The sequence below is a fragment of the Streptomyces sp. DSM 120436 genome (assembly GCF_055778765.1).
Genome location: NZ_JBSKBS010000002.1, coordinates 1,534,892 through 1,552,061 on the forward strand (window position 1 = coordinate 1,534,892; position 17,170 = coordinate 1,552,061).

16 protein-coding genes and 1 pseudogene are annotated in these 17,170 nt (G+C 72.5%); 7 read left to right on the forward strand and 10 right to left on the reverse strand.

What is annotated here, in order from left to right; all coding sequences use genetic code 11:
• The first annotated feature begins 22 nt into the window (after positions 1 to 22).
• On the forward strand, positions 23 to 679 hold the full coding sequence (locus tag ACWH4W_RS29065) for an MBL fold metallo-hydrolase (protein ID WP_473078777.1): 657 nt from the start codon (positions 23 to 25) through the stop codon (positions 677 to 679).
• Positions 680 to 701: 22 nt separating this feature from the next.
• Here the strand turns inward: ACWH4W_RS29065 and aroQ are convergent, their stop codons facing one another.
• From aroQ to ACWH4W_RS29100, 7 genes are all read right to left on the reverse strand, one after another.
• Complete coding sequence (gene aroQ, locus ACWH4W_RS29070) at positions 702 to 1,175, reverse strand: type II 3-dehydroquinate dehydratase (RefSeq protein WP_473078778.1); 474 nt, start codon at positions 1,173 to 1,175, stop codon at positions 702 to 704.
• Between the two features lie 192 nt (positions 1,176 to 1,367).
• Entirely contained in the window at positions 1,368 to 2,468 is a 1,101-nt protein-coding gene (locus ACWH4W_RS29075) for a calcium:cation antiporter (RefSeq protein WP_473078779.1), read from the reverse strand.
• A 283-nt stretch (positions 2,469 to 2,751) separates the two neighbouring features.
• Positions 2,752 to 3,753 (reverse strand): TerC/Alx family metal homeostasis membrane protein, encoded by a 1,002-nt coding sequence (locus ACWH4W_RS29080; protein WP_473078780.1) that lies wholly within the window; start codon positions 3,751 to 3,753, stop codon positions 2,752 to 2,754.
• A gap of 290 nt (positions 3,754 to 4,043) precedes the next feature.
• A complete protein-coding gene (locus tag ACWH4W_RS29085) occupies positions 4,044 to 6,035 on the reverse strand; it encodes a TerD family protein (RefSeq protein WP_473078781.1) in 1,992 nt (663 codons plus the stop codon).
• A gap of 94 nt (positions 6,036 to 6,129) precedes the next feature.
• Positions 6,130 to 6,708, reverse strand: a complete 579-nt coding sequence (locus tag ACWH4W_RS29090; protein WP_106414740.1) for a TerD family protein — start codon at positions 6,706 to 6,708, stop codon at positions 6,130 to 6,132.
• Positions 6,709 to 6,844: 136 nt separating this feature from the next.
• Positions 6,845 to 8,995 (reverse strand): excinuclease ABC subunit UvrB, encoded by a 2,151-nt coding sequence (uvrB, locus tag ACWH4W_RS29095; RefSeq protein ID WP_473078782.1) that lies wholly within the window; start codon positions 8,993 to 8,995, stop codon positions 6,845 to 6,847.
• A gap of 40 nt (positions 8,996 to 9,035) precedes the next feature.
• Positions 9,036 to 9,899: an MHYT domain-containing protein gene (locus ACWH4W_RS29100; RefSeq protein WP_473078783.1), complete on the reverse strand. Its 864-nt coding sequence runs from the start codon at positions 9,897 to 9,899 to the stop codon at positions 9,036 to 9,038.
• A 277-nt stretch (positions 9,900 to 10,176) separates the two neighbouring features.
• Here ACWH4W_RS29100 and ACWH4W_RS29105 point away from each other — a divergent pair, with 277 nt between their 5' ends.
• Positions 10,177 to 11,070 carry a glycerophosphodiester phosphodiesterase gene (locus ACWH4W_RS29105; protein WP_473078784.1) on the forward strand — a complete coding sequence of 298 codons (894 nt, stop codon included), beginning with the start codon at positions 10,177 to 10,179 and terminating at the stop codon, positions 11,068 to 11,070.
• 88 nt (positions 11,071 to 11,158) lie between these two features.
• Positions 11,159 to 11,713 carry a methylated-DNA--[protein]-cysteine S-methyltransferase gene (locus ACWH4W_RS29110; RefSeq protein WP_473078785.1) on the forward strand — a complete coding sequence of 185 codons (555 nt, stop codon included), beginning with the start codon at positions 11,159 to 11,161 and terminating at the stop codon, positions 11,711 to 11,713.
• Positions 11,714 to 11,722: 9 nt separating this feature from the next.
• Here the strand turns inward: ACWH4W_RS29110 and ACWH4W_RS29115 are convergent, their stop codons facing one another.
• A complete protein-coding gene (locus tag ACWH4W_RS29115) occupies positions 11,723 to 12,151 on the reverse strand; it encodes a VOC family protein (RefSeq protein WP_473078786.1) in 429 nt (142 codons plus the stop codon).
• A gap of 99 nt (positions 12,152 to 12,250) precedes the next feature.
• Here ACWH4W_RS29115 and ACWH4W_RS29120 point away from each other — a divergent pair, with 99 nt between their 5' ends.
• Both ACWH4W_RS29120 and ACWH4W_RS29125 read left to right on the forward strand, forming a co-directional pair.
• Positions 12,251 to 13,162: a pseudouridine-5'-phosphate glycosidase gene (locus tag ACWH4W_RS29120; protein ID WP_473078787.1), complete on the forward strand. Its 912-nt coding sequence runs from the start codon at positions 12,251 to 12,253 to the stop codon at positions 13,160 to 13,162.
• Positions 13,159 to 14,070 carry a carbohydrate kinase family protein gene (locus ACWH4W_RS29125; RefSeq protein WP_473078788.1) on the forward strand — a complete coding sequence of 304 codons (912 nt, stop codon included), beginning with the start codon at positions 13,159 to 13,161 and terminating at the stop codon, positions 14,068 to 14,070. Before ACWH4W_RS29120 ends, ACWH4W_RS29125 begins: the two co-directional genes overlap by 4 nt.
• A gap of 443 nt (positions 14,071 to 14,513) precedes the next feature.
• Here the strand turns inward: ACWH4W_RS29125 and ACWH4W_RS29130 are convergent, their stop codons facing one another.
• Positions 14,514 to 14,942: a CBS domain-containing protein gene (locus ACWH4W_RS29130; protein WP_473078789.1), complete on the reverse strand. Its 429-nt coding sequence runs from the start codon at positions 14,940 to 14,942 to the stop codon at positions 14,514 to 14,516.
• A 134-nt stretch (positions 14,943 to 15,076) separates the two neighbouring features.
• Positions 15,077 to 15,721 carry a nucleoside/nucleotide kinase family protein gene (locus ACWH4W_RS29135; protein ID WP_473078790.1) on the reverse strand — a complete coding sequence of 215 codons (645 nt, stop codon included), beginning with the start codon at positions 15,719 to 15,721 and terminating at the stop codon, positions 15,077 to 15,079.
• Between the two features lie 239 nt (positions 15,722 to 15,960).
• On the opposite strand from ACWH4W_RS29135, the gene ACWH4W_RS29140 reads away from it, so the two are divergent.
• Together ACWH4W_RS29140 and gltD are read left to right on the forward strand one after the other, a co-directional pair.
• A complete protein-coding gene (locus ACWH4W_RS29140; RefSeq protein WP_473078791.1) occupies positions 15,961 to 16,443 on the forward strand; it encodes an anthrone oxygenase family protein in 483 nt (160 codons plus the stop codon).
• A 159-nt stretch (positions 16,444 to 16,602) separates the two neighbouring features.
• Positions 16,603 to 16,899, forward strand: a pseudogene (gltD, locus tag ACWH4W_RS29145) (glutamate synthase); the annotation flags it as partial.
• Positions 16,900 to 17,170: the final 271 nt, after the last annotated feature.

The following is a 17,170-nucleotide window of genomic DNA, read 5'->3' on the forward strand; positions in this document are numbered from 1 at the left end:
TTACGGCGCTAGGCTGACGCCCATGACGTACAGCGGGCGGGTGACGGTCGGCGGACCGGCCGACGTGCACGAACTCAAGGACCTGATGATCACCAAGGTCGCGGTCGGCCCCATGGAGAACAACGCGTACCTGCTGCGCTGCCGGGCCACCGACGATCAATTGCTGATCGACGCGGCGAACGACGCCGGCACACTGCTGGGCATGATCGGTGACGACGGCATCACCTCCGTCGTCACCACCCACCGGCACGGCGACCACTGGCAGGCGCTCGCGGAGGTCGTGGCCGCCACCGGCGCCCGCACCTACGCGGGCCGGTACGACGCCGAAGGCATTCCGGTCCCGACCGACGTGCCGGTCGACGACGGCGACGTCATCCGCGTCGGTCAGGTGGAGCTCACCGCCCGCCACCTCGTCGGCCACACCCCCGGCTCGATCGCCCTCGTCTACGACGACCCCCACGGGCATCCCCATGTGTTCACCGGGGACTGCCTGTTCCCGGGCGGTGTGGGCAACACCCGCAAGGACCCGGAGGCGTTCGCCGACCTGATGCACGACGTCGAGACCAAGCTCTTCGACGTCCTCCCGGACGAGACGTGGGTCTACCCGGGCCACGGCGACGACACCACGCTCGGCGCCGAACGCCCCCACCTGCCGGAGTGGCGCGCACGCGGCTGGTGAGCGGGCGGCCGGTCCGCTCGGGTCACGCCTCGGCCAGCCCCGGACCCGCCAGCGCCGCGACCCGCTCCACCGCGAACACGTACCCCTGGACGCCGCACCCCGCGATGACGCCGTCGGCGCGCAGCGAGACGTAGGAGTGGTGCCGGAAGCTCTCCCGCCGGTGGATGTTGGAGATGTGGACCTCCACCACGGGCATGCCGTCGCAGGTGTTGAGGGCGTCCAGGATCGCGACGGAGGTGTGCGAGTAGGCGCCCGGGTTGATGACGATGCCGCAGTGGTGCAGCCGCGCCTCGTGGATCCAGTCGACCAACTGGCCCTCGTGGTTGGACTGGCGGAGGTCCACCGTGCCGTTGTGCGCGGCGGCCGCCCGGGCGCACATCGCCTCGATGTCGGCCAGTGTGTCGCGGCCGTAGATCTCCGGCTGCCGCTGTCCGAGCAGGTTCAGATTGGGCCCGTTGAGGATCATGATCGGGGCGTCGGCCAGGTTGCGGGGCACGTTTCCTCCGGTCCGTCGGCGGTGCGGTCCCTCGCCGGGACCGCTGATCGCACCCGGTCTATCACGCCACGCCGCACCATGCCGGAGGCTCGTGCGGCACCGTCGTCCGGCCGTGCTGTCCGCTCGTATCGGCAAGCGCCCGGGGCCGCCCGGATGTCCGGGCGGCCCCAGGGTCCCCCATCAGGTCCCCGGTCAGGGATTGATCGTCAGTTCCAGGTAGGCGGCGAGCAGCACCAGGTGCACGCCTCCCTGAAGCGGTGTGGCCCGGCCCGGGACCACGGTCAGGGCGCTGACCACCACCGTCAGGGCGAGCAGCACCATGTGGGTGTTGCCGAGGCCGAGAATGAGCGGGCCGGGCAGCCAGAGCGAGGCCAGCGCGACGGTCGGGATGGTCAGGCCGATGCTGGCCATCGCCGAGCCCAGCGCCAGGTTCATGCTGGTCTGCACGTGGTTGCGGTGCGCCGCGCGCACCGCGGCTATGGTCTCCGGCAGCAGCACCAGCAGGGCGATGATCACACCGACCACGCCGTGGCCGAGACCGGCCGCCTCCACCCCGGACTCGATCGTCGGCGACACGCCTTTGGCCAGGCCTACGACGCCGACCAGGGCCAGGAGCAGCAGCCCCAGGCTGATCAGCGCGGTGCGCGTGGAGGGCGCCTCGACGTGCTCCTCGGGGGTGGGCGACCCGTCGTGCTTGACGACCGGCAGGAAGTAGTCGCGGTGCCGCACGGTCTGGGTCGCGACGAACAGGCCGTAGAGGCTCAGTGAGGCGACCGCGGCGAAGGTGAGCTGGACGGTGGAGAACTCCGGGCCCGGCTTGCTGGTGGTGAACGTCGGCAGCACCAGGCTGAGAACCGCCAGCGTGGTCACGGTGGCCAGGGCGGCTCCGGTGCCCTCCGAGTTGAAGACCGCCGTCTTGTGCCGCAGCGAGCCGACGAGCAGGCTGAGCCCGAGGATGCCGTTGCAGGTGATCATGACGGCGGCGAACACGGTGTCCCGGGCGAGCGTCGCGCTCTTGTCCCCGCCGTCGAGCATCAGGGTCACGATCAGCGCCACTTCGATGACCGTGACGGCGACCGCCAGCACCAGGGAGCCGAACGGCTCGCCGACCCGGTGGGCGACCACCTCGGCGTGGTGCACGGCCGCCAGCACCGCTCCCGCCAGGACCAGGGTCACCAGCACGACGATCCCGCCGGGCAGGTCCCTCCCCCAGGTCAGGGCGAGCAGCACGACCGCGAGCACCGGAACGGCGAGCGTCCAACGGCTTGCCATGTACTTGATCCGGTCCGTCATGCGGCGCTCGTCCCCGGCGTGTGGGGGTACCGCACCTCGAAGACTGTCGACCACCGGGCGACCGTGGAGGGCGTCGGGACGGTCACCGCCGTACGGCGACCCCTTCCGCTCCGCGATCCTGATCGTCTGGGGGTCATCATGGTCACGCATGCCCTCCTGGTGTTCGTCGATTGCGGTCGGCGCCGTCCGGGGCGGCGCGGTGGAACGTGCGGGACCGGGAGCGACGGCCGGCGACGTGCTGTCCTTCGCTCCCGGTGCCCGGTGTTCCTGGTGTCCGACGGGGTCAGGCGTCGATGTCGGTCTTCTCGGAGCTCCCCGTGCCCCCGGTGACCGCCTCGGCCTGCGCCTGCTTCCGGGACGCCCGGAGGCTGGTGATCGTGGTGACGATCAGCACCGAGCAGATCACGCCCAGGGAGACCGGAATGCTGATCTCGGGTACGTGCACCCCGGACTCGTGCAGGGCGTGCAGCACCAGCTTCACGCCGATGAAGCCCAGGATGATCGACAGGCCGTAGGACAGGTGGACCAGCTTCTTCAGCAGTCCGCCGATGAGGAAGTACAGCTGCCGCAGTCCCATCAGCGCGAACGCGTTCGCCGTGAAGACGATGTACGGGTCCTGGGTCAGGCCGAAGATCGCGGGGATCGAGTCCAGCGCGAACAGGATGTCGGTGGAGCCGATGGCGAGCATGACGACGAGCATCGGGGTCATGACCCGCTTGCCGTTCTGCTGGATCCACAGCTTGGTGCCGTGGTAGCGGTCGGCCACGCCGAAGCGGCGCTCGGCCGCCTTGAGGAGCTTGTTCTCCTCGAACTCCTCGTCCTCCTCGTCGGCCCTGGCCTCCTGGATGAGCTTCCAGGCGGTCCAGATCAGGAAGGCGCCGAAGATGTAGAAGACCCAGGAGAAGCTGGCGATGATGGCGGCGCCGGCGGCGATGAAGATCGCGCGCAGCACCAGGGCGATGAGCACTCCGACGAGGAGCACCCGCTGCTGGTACTGCGAGGGCACGGCGAACTTCGCCATGATCAGGACGAAGACGAAGAGGTTGTCGACGCTCAGCGACTTCTCGGTGATGTAGCCGGCGAAGAACTCGCCCGCCGGCTGACCGCCGCCGAAGACCAGCAGACCGAGCCCGAAGAGCGCGGCCAGGACGATCCAGACGACGGTCCAGATCCCGGCCTCCTTGACGGAGACGTCATGCGGTTTGCGGCCGATGAAGAAATCGATGGCGATGAGGGCGCACAGGCCCACGATCGTCAGGACCCACAGGGTCGAGGAAACATCCACTGCGCCTCCGGCAGTTGCGTCACACGGCAAATGTCAGCGTCGTCGTCGCTGCCGGAGGTCTCTTCCACCCGGACCTGGGACGCTCGACGCGTCCCGATGGCCCTCGGGCCGACGCCCCGGGATCTGGCCTGATCCGTATTGACGGGGTCGCCGCACAGACAGGGAGTACTCCCCTCCGTGCGGCCAAGAGTACCCAATCACCAAGGGTTGGTAAAGAGATCAGTAAAGAAAGGCACAAAGACCCAGGTGGAAAGGCTTTGCGCGCTCTTGATCAAAGGGGTCGGACGGTCTCACCCGTTCCCCGTGCGGCGCGCCTCGGCGACCTTGGTGAGGACCTGGCGGAGCACCTCGCTGCCCTGCGGCACCACCGGCGGCTCGTACGTCCAGGCGTGCCCCACCCACGGGTCGGCGAGATGGTCGTCGGGCACCGGGGTCAGTCGCAGCAGCGAGCGCCACAGCGGGTCCAGCAGCGGTCCGTAGCCCGCTGACTCCTCGCGGTCCGCGACCATCATCAGGTGGACGCCGACCGACGGCCCCTCGTCGAGGAGGTAGCGCAGCTGGTTCACCGCCCGGTCGTCGAAGCCGTGCGGGAAGTCGTTGACGATCAGCAGCTGCTGCGAGGTGTCGAAGCCGGGCGGCAGCGCGTCCGGCGCCCCGCCGCGCAGCGCCATCTGCACCAGGTCGACCCGCTGGGTGAGCCGGGCCAGCACCTCCGTCACGCCCGCGGCGCCCTGGGCGGGCGGGCCGGCGAGGACGCCGGTCTGGGTGAGCGGAGCCAGCGCCCGCGCGCCGGATCCGGCCGGATCGACGACGTGCACGGTGAACTCGCCGGCCGGGTGGACGGCGAGCATCCGGGCGGCGTGCGCCACGGCGGTCTCCATGGCCAGGCGCCGCATGTCGTGGGAGTCGGTGAACGACCCGTCCAGGGAATCGGTGCGTCCGCTGTCGATCCACAGTCCGCGCTCCAGCGGCAGGCGGAGCAGCATCGGGATGCGGAGCGGCTCGGCCTCGGGCAGCCGGAGGTCGCCCAGGCGCAGCGCCATGGGTATCTCCATCGGCACCCGGTAGGCGTGCCAGCAGGGGGTGTCCCAGCGGGCGAACGCCGGGGGCAGGGCGGGTTCGACGACCTCGGACTCGGCGACGAGCTGGGCGACGTCCCGGTCGAGGGACGCCCGCGCCTGGTCGACGAGTTGCGCGTACCGCGCGCGGGCCGACTCGCGGGCGGCGTCGCCCTGTCCGCCGATACGGCTGCGCGGGTCGGACAGGGCCTGCTCCAGCTCCTTGTCCATCCGCGACTCGGCGAAGTCCACGGCGCTGCGGTACGCGGCGGTGGCGCGGGCCAGGTCCTCGAACATGCCCCAGACCTGGTTGTAGAGCCGCTCCTCCATGGACCACCCGGTCGCGTCGCCCGCCACCGGCTGCGCGGGCCGTCCGGGCTGCGCCGGGGGCGCCGTGGGCGGGGGCGGCGGGGCGGAGGTCCGGCGCCGGGGGTGGCTGTAGTCGACCGGGCCGCCGGAGGACGCGTGCGGGTCGGTCGCGCCGCCGTAGGCGGGCTGCGGTCCGCCCTGTCCCGGGCCGCCGGCCGGCTGCCCGCCGTACGGCGGCACGGGGCCGGGGGCGCCCTGCGGCGCGGCGCCCTGGTCGGAGCCGATCGCGGGGGCCGCGGCCTGACGGGAGCGGTCGCCCTCGGACGTGCGGGGCGGGGGCGTCTGCACGGAGCGGGCGAGACCCCGGGCGACGGCCTCGTCGATGCCGGCCGCGAGCTGCCGGGCCTCGGACAGCCCCTGGTCGGCGAAGAGTTCGGCCAGTCCGCCCGCGTAGCCCTGGCCGACGGCGCGCACCTTCCAGGCACCCCGCCGCCGGTACAGCTCCAGGGCGATGACGGCCGACTCCAGGTCCAGGCCGGTGATGGTGTAGCTGGCGACCTCGGTGCCGTCCAGACCGGTGACGGCGACGAAGGGGGCCGCCACGGCGCCGAAGCGGGCCGGTCCCGCGCCGCCGTTCGCGGCGGGCAGGGCGAGGAGCACACTGACGCGGTGGACCGCGTCGGTCATGGCGTCCAGGTCCACCGCGAGCCGGTGGTCGGCGGCCGCCTGGCGCGACACCTCCAGGCCGGGCTGCACGGGGGCGCCCGGGTGGGCCACCCACTGCGTGCCGTGGATCCGTCCGTTCTCGTCGCTGAGCGCGGCGGCGGCCGCGACCGGCGTGCCGGCCGAGATCCGGATCTCCAGACGGGACTGGGAGAGCGGGTGGTTCTGCCCCCGCACCAGCTCGGCCGTCATCGCCTTGGTCCCCCTGTGTCGCGTGGAAGTGTCGGGTGCGCCGAACCGGCCCCCGCGCGGGGGGCCGGTTCGTTCGCGGGTGCCTGGCGGGTGCCTAGAGGACCGGCAGGATGGCCGGCATCAGGTCCTGGAAGGTACGGCCGTTGGCCGGGTTGCCGAGGGCCGTCATCGTCCAGCCCGAACCGGTGCGGTGCACCTTGGCCATGATCTGGGCGGTGTAGGGGCCGCCGCCGGCCAGCGTGTAGCGGGCGAGCTCCTGGCCGTTGGTCTCGTCGACCAGGCGGCAGAAGGCGTTCTGCACTTCCTGGAACGTCTGGCCCGTGAAGGAGTTCACGGTGAAGACGATCTGGTCGATGTGGACCGGGACGCGCGAGAGGTCGACGAGGATGGCCTCGTCGTCGCCGCCCTGGCCGACACCGCCGACGAGGTTGTCACCGGTGTGGCGCACGGAGCCGTCGTCGCTCACCAGGTGGCGGAAGAAGACGACGTCGACCGGCTGCTTGTCGGCGAAGAGGACGGCGGAAGCGTCCAGGTCGACCTCCCGGGTGCGGGAGCCGAACAGGCCGCGACGGGGGGCCGCCTGCCAGCCGAGACCCATGCGCACCGCGGTCAGGCTGCCGCCGTCGTCCTTCTGCAGACTGATGGCCTGACCTTTGGTCATGTTCACGGTCACGCGCTGATTCCCCTCTCGTACGTCCCCTGTTGCCGCGAAGACCGCGGTTGACCAGAACCCTACGCAGGCGCACGGACACCGACGTACCCCGGTCCGCACTTTGTGTCGGTCTTGCAACACATTCCGTGTGCGGACGTCAGGACAGGCCCGCCTCCTGCATCTGCCGCAGCTCCTTCTTCATCTCGGACACCTCGTCGCGCAGCCGTGCCGCGATCTCGAACTGCAGGTCGGCGGCGGCGGCCCGCATCCGCGTGGTGAGCTCCTCGATCTGCTCGGCGAGTTCGGCCGCGGGGCGGTCGGTGGGGACGGTCTCGGCGGCCTTGCCCTTGGCCCCCTTGGCGTTCTTCGCGCCCTTGGCGGCCTTGCCGCCGAGGGCGGGCACGGGCGTCCTGGTGCCGCCGCCGTCCTTCTTGGCCTGTCGGTAGCCCGAGCCGAGCAGTTGCTCGGTGTCGATGTCCTCGCGGGCGATCTGCGCGACGATGTCGTTGATCTTCTTGCGCAGGGGCTGCGGATCGACGCCGTGCGCCTGGTTGTAGGCGATCTGCTTCTCCCGGCGGCGGTTGGTCTCCTCGATGGCCTTCTCCATCGCCGGCGTGATCTTGTCGGCGTACATGTGGACCTGGCCGGAGACGTTGCGCGCCGCGCGGCCGATGGTCTGGATCAGGGAGGTGCCCGACCGCAGGAAGCCCTCCTTGTCGGCGTCGAGGATCGCCACCAGGGAGACCTCGGGCAGGTCGAGGCCCTCGCGCAGCAGGTTGATGCCGACCAGGACGTCGTACTCGCCGCTGCGCAGTTCCCGCAGCAGCTCCACCCGGCGCAGGGTGTCGACGTCGCTGTGCAGGTAGCGCACCTGGATGCCGAGCTCGAGGAAGTAGTCCGTGAGGTCCTCGGCCATCTTCTTGGTGAGCGTGGTGACCAGGACGCGCTCGTCCTTCTCCACACGCGTGCGGATCTCGTGCACCAGGTCGTCGATCTGGCCCTCGGTGGGCTTGACGACGACCTCGGGGTCGACGAGGCCGGTCGGGCGGATGATCTGCTCGACGAAGCCGTCCGAGCGGGAGAGCTCGTACTGGCCGGGGGTGGCCGACAGGTAGACGGTCTGGCCGACGCGCTCCTGGAACTCCTCCCACTTCAGCGGGCGGTTGTCCAGGGCGGAGGGCAGCCGGAAGCCGTGGTCGACGAGGGTGCGCTTGCGGGAGGCGTCGCCCTCGTACATGGCGCCGATCTGCGGCACGGTGACGTGCGACTCGTCGATGACGAGGAGGAAGTCGTCCGGGAAGTAGTCCAGCAGCGTGTTGGGCGGGGAGCCCGGGGCGCGGTCGTCGAAGTGCATCGAGTAGTTCTCCACGCCGGAGCAGGTGCCGATCTGGCGGAGCATCTCGATGTCGTACGTGGTGCGCATGCGCAGTCGCTGGGCCTCGAGGAGCTTGCCCTGCTTCTCCAGCTCCGAGAGGCGCTCGCCGAGCTCCTTCTCGATGTCGTTGACCGCGCGCTCCAGCCGCTCGGGGCCGGCGACGTAGTGGGAGGCGGGGAAGACGTAGAGCTGCTGGTCGTCGCTGATGATCTCGCCGGTGAGCGGGTGCAGCGTGGACAGCGCCTCGATCTCGTCGCCGAACATCTCGATGCGGACGGCGAGCTCCTCGTAGACCGGGAAGATCTCGATGGTGTCGCCGCGGACGCGGAAGGTGCCGCGGGTGAAGGCCATGTCGTTGCGCGTGTACTGGATGTCCACGAAGCGGCGCAGCAGCTCGTCGCGGTCGACCTCGTCGCCGACGCGCAGGGGCACCATGCGGTCCACGTACTCCTGCGGCGTGCCCAGGCCGTAGATGCAGGAGACGGAGGCGACCACGACGACGTCGCGGCGGGTGAGCAGCGAGTTGGTCGCCGAGTGCCGCAGTCGCTCGACCTCCTCGTTGATCGAGGAGTCCTTCTCGATGTAGGTGTCCGACTGCGGAACGTACGCCTCGGGCTGGTAGTAGTCGTAGTACGAGACGAAGTACTCGACCGCGTTGTTCGGCAGCAGCTCGCGGAACTCGTTGGCCAGCTGGGCGGCCAGGGTCTTGTTCGGCGCCATGACCAGGGTGGGGCGCTGGAGCTTCTCGATCATCCACGCGGTGGTGGCGGACTTGCCGGTGCCGGTGGCGCCGAGCAGGACGACGTCCTGCTCGCCGGCCTCGATGCGCCGGGCGAGCTCGGCGATGGCCGCGGGCTGGTCACCGCTGGGCTGGTAGGGGCTGACGACCTCGAAGGGCGCCACCGTGCGTTCGATCTGGGAAACGGGCCGCATGTCATCCACGGTACGGCTCCCCTCTGACAACCGGTCCGGGTCAGCGGCGCTGGGGAGTGCGGGAGCGGTGTTCCGCGGGGCCGCGGGCGCGCAGCCGGGCTCGGACCGGGGGGTGGTGCGCCGGGGAGTGGGCGGGGATCCCGGGCAGGCGGTCGGCGGAGGGCGCCGGGGGGCGGCCCATGACCACCAGCGGGTCGAAGATCACCACGAGGCCCGCGAGGACGAGGACGGCGAGCGGACCGACCATCATGGGGCCGAGCAGGGCGGCCGCGGACTCCCCCGTGTCGGGTTCGGCCGTGCCGTGCACGTGCACCTCGACGGCGGCCATGCCGATGTAGTGCATGCCGGTGACCGCGAGGCCCATGATCAGACTCGCGCCCACGCTCCACAGGAAGCCCTTGGCCCGGCCGGCCGCCCACAGGGCGGCGCTGGCGGCGGCCATGGCGACGACGACCGAGGCGGCGACGGCGACGGTGTTGTACTCGATCTGCCCGTCGAGACTCATTCCGGCCATGCCGAGGTAGTGCATGGAGGCCATGCCGAGGCCGGTGACGGTCCCCCCGGTGAACAGGGCCGTCCCGGTGGCGCCCTTGTAGCCGACGATGAAGATGCCGATGCCCACCATGACGACGGCGACGGCCAGGCTCGCGAAGGTCATCGCGCGGTCGTAGTGGATCGGCGTCCCCTCGACGGTGAAGCCCATCATCGCGATGAAGTGCATCGTCCAGACGCCGGCGCCGATGGCGGCCGCCCCGAGGGCGAGCCAGCCGGGGCGCCAGGAGCGGGGCGCCAGCCCGGCCCGGGTGGTGCAGCGCAGTCCGAGCGCGCCTCCGAGGCAGGCCATGAGATAGGCCACCACAGGTGTTACCAGCCCGTAACTGAATCCGTCGACCGTGCCCTGCATGCGCGGCTGCCCTTCCGCCCTGTACGTCCCGCGTTGCCTGTTGTGCGCCCCCTCCCAGAACCGCTGCGGCGGCCAGGGTTTCGCAGAGAGTATGACCCCCACCGGAATGGTCGAACGACTATCCGACAAAGAAACACGTCCTTGCCCCAGGTGTGCGGCACCGGTGTGCGGAGTCCGGCGCCCGGCGTTCAATCCATGGCCATCCCGCACCCGTCCCGCGTTGACCCTCCGCTGTCACAGTGGATCCGACCGTGACCGTTCGACGCGAGGAGTACACATGCACGCACGCGCTGTCGCCGCCTCGACCACCGCGCTCGCGGGGGCCGTCGTCCTCCTGCTTCCGCTCTCCCCCGCCCGGGCCGCCGAGGCCGCCGAGGCCGTCGGGGGCGCCGGGGCCGCTCCCGTGGTCGTCGCGCACCGGGGCGCCTCCGGACACGCCCCGGAGAACACGCTCGCGGCCGTCGACAAGGCGGCCGCCCTGGGGACCGAGTGGGTGGAGAACGACGTCCAGCGCACCAAGGACGGCGAGCTCGTCGTCCTCCACGACGACAGCCTGGAGCGCACCACCGACGTCGAGGAGGTCTTCCCCGACCGGGCGCCCTGGAAGGTGAAGGACTTCACCGCCGCCGAGATAGCCCGGCTGGACGCCGGCAGCTGGTTCGGCCCCGAGTACGCGGGCGCGCGCGTGCCGACGCTGGAGCAGTTCGTGCACCGGGTCGACCGGCACCGGCAGAAGCTGCTGCTGGAGATCAAGAACCCGCAGCTGTACCCCGGCATCGAACGGGACATCCTCAAGGTCCTCGCCGACGAGGGCTGGCTCGACCGCAGGCACGTGCGGCAGCGGCTGATCGTGCAGAGCTTCAGCGCGGACAGCGTGCGCACGGTCCACGAACTGGCCCCGGCGGTGAAGACCGGCTTCCTCGGGACGCCGCCGGTCGCGGACCTGCCGGCGTACGCGGCTTTCACCGACCAGATCAACCCCTCGCACGGGTCGCTCACCGCCGACTACGTGAGCGCGGTGCACGCCTTCAAGGGGGCGCACGGCAAGCGGCTCGAGACGTTCACCTGGACGGTGAACGACGCGGCCGCCGCCCGGCGGGTGGCCGGCTTCGGGGTGGACGGCATCATCACCAACAACCCTGACGTGGTGCGTGACGCGGTGGGCGGCTGAGGCCTCGCCAGGACTCGGTCCCTCCCGGTCGTCCGTGGTTCCGCCGTTCCGCCGGACGTTGTCGGTGGCGGGTCGTACGGTGGGACGCATGGACGGCGACGGACGGTACGGGCAGCGGGTCGTGTGGGCCGTCGTGGACACCGGCATCGGCCCGTTGCTGCTGGCCGCGACCCGACAGGGCCTGGTCAACGTCGTGTTCCACGCCACCGGCGAGGTGCGTGACAAGGCGCTGGAGCGGCTCGCGTCCCGGCTCGGCGCCGAGCCCGTGGAGGAGCCCGGCTCTCCGTTGCTGGCCGAGGCGATACGCCAGCTCGACGCCTACTTCGCGGGTGAGCGGCACTCCTTCGAGCTGCCCCTGGACTGGTCGCTGACCTCGGACTTCCACCGCGAGGTGCTGCGCGAGCTGGCCTCCGGCGTGCCGTTCGGCACGGTGGTGGGGTACGGCGATCTGGCGGGCCGGGTCGGTCAGCCGGGCGGCGCGCAGGCCGTGGGCACGGCCATGGGCGCCAACCCGCTGCCGGTGGTCGTGCCCTGTCACCGGGTCGTGGAGAGCGGGGGCGGCATCGGCGGGTTCGGGGGCGGGCTGGAGACGAAGAGGCGGCTGCTCGCCCTCGAGGGCGTGTTGCCGGAGCCGCTGTTCTGACCCCGCCGCTCAGTCGTAGTGGCGGGCCTCGAAGATGTTGCCGTCGGGGTCGCGGAAGTAGAAGCTGCGCTTGGCCGGGCCACGGGCGCCGAAGGAGTCGTGCGCGATGTCCGAGACCGGGACCGACTGCTCCCGGAGACGGCCGAGGAGGGCGTCGAAGGCGTCCGCGGTCAGGGACAGGCAGACGTGGTTGACGGGGTGGCCGGAGCTGTCGGCGGCCCCGGGGAGCATCGTCATGCGGTCCGCCTCGGAGCGCGGCATGAGGTCGAGGATGGTCTCCTCGCTGACGCGCACCGAGGGGAAGGGCGCCTCGCCGGCCGCGAAGCCGGCGAGCCTGACCGGCTCCAGGCCGACCGCCTTCTCGTAGAACCGCACGGCGGCGACGGGGTCGTTCACCCAGAGGACGATGTGGTCGAGCCGGGTCGCGTGGTCTGTCATGGTCCCAGCCTCCGTGAGTCCTGCGACGCGCCGCAAGGGTTTGGCCCGGCGTGCCGCCCGCCAGGGATGGAGGGAGAGGCGGCAGACGGGAGACGACGCGTGGTGCTCAGGGTGTCGGAAGAGGTACGGGACGCGATCGCGGCGGGGCGGCCGGTGGTGGCCCTGGAGTCCACGATCATCGCCCACGGTCTGCCCCGGCCGCGCAATCTCCAGGTGGCAGGTGAACTGGAGGCCGTGGTGCGACGGGAGGGCGCGGTGCCGGCGACGATCGCCGTGCTGGACGGCCGGCCGCGGGTCGGACTGGACGAGGAGCAGCTGGAGCGCGTCGCGCACGAGGACGGCGTCCGCAAGCTGGGCCACCGTGACCTGCCGCTCGCGGTGGCCACGGGAGCGAGCGGGGCGACGACGGTCTCCGCGACCGCGCTGCTCGCCGCGCTCGCCGGGATCCGGGTGTTCGCCACCGGCGGGCTCGGCGGGGTGCACCGGGAGTGGACCGTCACCCAGGACGAGTCGGCCGACCTGGGGCTGCTCGCGCGCACCCGGATCACCGTGGTGTGCGCGGGGGTGAAGTCGATCCTGGACGTGCCGGCGACCCTGCAGCGGCTGGAGACGCTGGGCGTGGCGGTCGCCGGGTACGGCACGGACCGGTTCCCCGGCTTCTACCTGTCGGACTCCGGCCATCCCGTGGACTGGCGGCTGGACACCCCGGAGGAGGTGGCCGGGGTGATGCGGGCGCAGGACGCCCTCGGCGGCCCGGAGTCGGCGCTGATCGTCGCCCACCCGGTACCGGAGGACGAGCAGTTGGATCCCGAGACGCACGCGCGGGTGCTCGACGAGGCGCTGCGGGCGTGTGAAGCGTCCGGGGTCTCCGGTCAGGGGGTCACGCCGTTCCTGCTGGACCACCTGGTGCGGCACACCGACGGCGCCTCCCTCGAGGCCAATCTGGCGGCGGTGCGGGGCAACGTGGCCCTCGCGGCCCGGGTGGCGGCGGCCTGGGCCGCCGGGGAGTGACCGGGTCGGGCGGGGCGCTGCTGGTCGTCGGCGACGTGATCACGGACGTGGTCGCGCGCCATGCCGGCCCGCTCGCCCCGGGCACGGACACGGCGGCCGTGATCCGTACGGTGCCGGGCGGGGCGGGCGCGAACGTCGCCTGCTGGGCGGCCCGCCGGGGCGGGTGCGAGGTGCGCCTGCTGGGGCGGGTGGGCGCGGACGCGGCGGCCTGGCACGAACGGGAGCTGGCCGCCTGCGGGGTGCGTCCGCGGCTGGTGGTGGACGCCGGCGTGCCGACGGGGACGGTCGTGTGCCTGGTCGACGAGGGCACGGCGGCCGAGCGGACCTTCCTCACCGACAGTGGCGCGTCGGTGCGGCTCGGGCCCGAGGACTGGTCGGACGCCTCGCTGGACGGGGTGGCGCGGCTGCATCTGTCGGGCTACCTGCTGTTCAGCGGGAGCGGCCGGGCCCTGGTCGCGGTCGCGCTGAAGGCGGCGGAGGCACGCGGGGTGCCGGTGAGCGTGGACCCGGCGTCGGCCGGGTTCCTGGCCGGGCTGGGTCCGGAGCGCTTCCTGTCGCTGGTGGAGGGAGTGGAGGTGCTGCTGCCGAGCCGGGACGAGGCGTGCCTGCTGACGGGGTGCCCGGACGCGGCGGAGGCGGCTGCGCGGCTGAGCCGGCGGGTGCCGCTGGTGGTGGTCAAGCAGGGCGCGGAGGGTGCCCTGCTGGCGCGGTCCGGCGAGGTGTGCGCCCGTGTCCCCGCCGTGCCGGTGACGCCCCGGGACACGACGGGAGCCGGTGACGCCTTCACCGGGGCCTTCCTCGCGGCCCTGCTGGCCGGTGCGGCTCCCGGGCAGGCGGCGGCGGAGGGGTGCCGGGCGGGGGCCGCGGCGGTGGAACGGGTCGGTGCGCGGCCGCCGGCACGGGACTGAGCGTCAGGCAGCCGGTGCGGGACCGACGGGAGGGCGCGCGCGTCCCGGACGGAGGGCCGGTCGTCGTGGGTCCGCGCTCCTTCGTCCACAGGCGGGAACCAAGCGGAACGCGGCGTTTCCACAGGCCCGCACGCGGTCGGCCGGTCGTCGGCACACTGGCACGGCAGGCCGACGAGGAAGCGCGGCACGGGGAATCCCTATGAGGGGGGCCGGATGTCCAGGGCGGTGAAGCTGTGGAACGGGCGGCGATCGTCGCGGTGCCGGCCATGGTGCGGGGGGATGTACGGCATGAACGTCGGCCATGTGCCGGAGCCGCCCCGGCGGTACGGCCACGGCACGGTCGTCGGGGTGATACCCGGGCGCGTATCCGCTGCTGTACCGGGCGCTCCGGCGCAGCGGCCGGCCGTGACGTCCGCCCGTCCCGCAGGGCACGGGTGGAGGGGTCAGCCGGAGGCGGACCGGGCGTAGACGCTCTCGACGAAGGCGGCGATCTGCTCGTCCGTCAGGTGCCGTGCCAGATCGGCCTCGCTGATCATGCCGACGAGACGCTTGTCGTCCATGACGGGCAGCCGGCGGATCTGGTGGGTGCGCATCTCGGTGAGGACGTCGTCGATGTCGGCGTCGGACTCGATCCAGCGCGGTGTGCCCTTGGCCATCTCGCCCGCGGTGATCTGGGCGGGGTCGTGGCCCATGGCGACGCAGCCGACGACGATGTCGCGGTCGGTGAGGATGCCGCAGAGCCGTTCGTCCTCGTCGCTGATGGGCAGCGCGCCGACGTTCAGTTCACGCATCAACTGTGCCGCGCGGTCGAGGGTTTCGTGCGCGGGGATCCACTGGACGCCGCGGTGCATGACGTCTCCGGCGGTGGTCATGGGGTACCTCCCGGGGCCGGACGGCCGGCGCGGCGCGGGGCGCGCCGCGAGTCCCGACGCCCTTCATTGTCTCCGGGCCGCCGGAGGACGGCACCCGCAGCGGACGGCGCCGCGCAGGCAGCACGACCAGGTTCTCAACCGTGCTCTCGACCGCGCCAGGCCGGGTGGCGCGGGTCGTCGGCCCGCACCAGTACGTCGGCGGTGCCGGCCGGGTCGGTCTCCTGCTCGTAGCGCTCGAAGGCGGGCAGGGTCCAGTGCTCGGCCTCGGGGGTACGGCGGCGCAGCGCACCGGGCGAGAGGAGGACGTGGACGGTCAGATCGAAGGGGAACCAGTGGTGCAGGAGGAGCGGCCCGTGCAGCAACAGCACGCCGCCGGGCGGCAGTTCGACATACGGACTGCGGGTGGCTCGGTCGGTGACCGGGTCCCAGAGGTCGGGCAGCACCCGCCCGCTGCCACCCGGCCCGAGCGGGTCGAACACCTCGCGCCACAGGGCGCCGGTGTCGTACCAGCCGCTGTAGTAGGACTCGAGGTCCTGGTGACCGTACTCGAGCCGGACCGAGGCGGGGCGCAGGAAGCCCTCCGTGCCGACGACGAGGCCGGGGCGGCCGCGGACGCGCAGTGCCTCGGCGAGCCGCTCGGCGAGGTCGCCCGGGCGGGCGGCCGGGGCGCCGTCGAGGGCCACGCGGGGCCAGGGAGAACCGTCAGCCGGGTCGAGCTCCCGCAGGCGCTCGGCGAGTACGTCGACGAGCCGGTCCCAGGTGATCGCTTCGAGTCGCACACGGCCATGATGCGGCACGTCCCGGACCACACCGGACGTGCAGGCGAGGGTGGGGCGCCGTGGGCGGGCGCGGGCCGTGGACGCTCGCGCATGGGTGCGCGCCGCTCGGCCATGGTCCGCTGCGGCGGGGGCGCGTCCACTGGTGGTGCGGGCGGCCGGAGGACGGTGCCGTCCGGAAGGACGGGAGCGACGAAAGTGACGGGGATGACGAGGGTGGCGAGGGTGACGGGGGTGAGGACATGGGTGACGGGCCGTACGCCGTGCTGACGGCGCTGGGTGTGCTGGGGACCGGGCTGGTGGCCGGGGTGTTCTGCGCGTTCTCGACGTTCGTGATGAAAGGGCTCGCGGCACTGCCGCCGGCGCGGGGCGCGGCCGCGATGCAGGCGGTCAACGCGGCGGCGGTGCGGCCGCCGTTCATGGTCGTGTTCCTCGGCACGACGGTGCTGTGCGCGGTGCTCACGGTGGTGACGGTCGTGGCGCGGCCGGACGAGGGGGTGGTCGCCTCGGTGGTGGGCGGCGTGCTGTATCTGTGCGGGTCGTTCGGGCTGACCGTGGCGGCGAACATACCCCGCAACGACCGGCTGGCCCGGCTCGACGCGGGCGGTGCGGAGGCGGCCGCGTACTGGCCGGAGTACGTGCGCGGGTGGACGCGGTGGAACCACGTCCGCGCCCTCGCCTCGGCCGGTGCCGCTCTGGCGTACCTCCTGGCCCTCACCGGCTGACCGGCCGGATGCCACGAGCACCGCGGCCGGGTGGCGTGCCCGGCGCCGTACGGAGGGTGCCGGGCACGCTGCGGGGGAGGTGAGCGGACGTATCCGTGGCGCAGGAGTGCCGCCCGACGACGCACGGCTCGTCACCCGCGCACGCGAGGAAGACCGGCCATGGCCGGCCCCGAGGGTTTCCTCACCACGCCCCGCCAGGACTGGCCGCGTCGGCCGGTGCAGGAGCGGGTCCGCGGCTGGGACGGGGTGCACGTCCCCGGGGGACTGCTGCCGATCACCAGTACGCAGGCCGGCCGGTGCGTGGACTGCGGTGTGCCGTTCTGCCACGAGGCCTGTCCGCTGGGCGATCTCGTGCCCGAGTGGAACGACCTGGTCTCCCGGGCGGACCGGCGGGCGGCGGCGGAGCGGCTGCACGCCACGAACAGCTTCCCCGAGTTCACGGGGAGGCTGTGCCCGGGGGCAGACGCTGATCGTGCGGGCCCTCGCGGAGGGACGGGCGGTGGCGGCGGCCGTCGACCGCTACCTGACGGGCGGCCCGAGCCACCTGCCGACGCCGATCGGCCCGTACGACCGCCCGATGACCGTCTGACACACCCCCACGCCGCCCGGCAACCGTGGCCGGAACCCGACCCCACGCCCGGCGGACGCCGGCGGTCCCGGGCCGCGCTCGCGGCTCCCCGGGGCGGGCACGCCGATCACGCTCCGGACGGGCACACCTGGTGCTCCC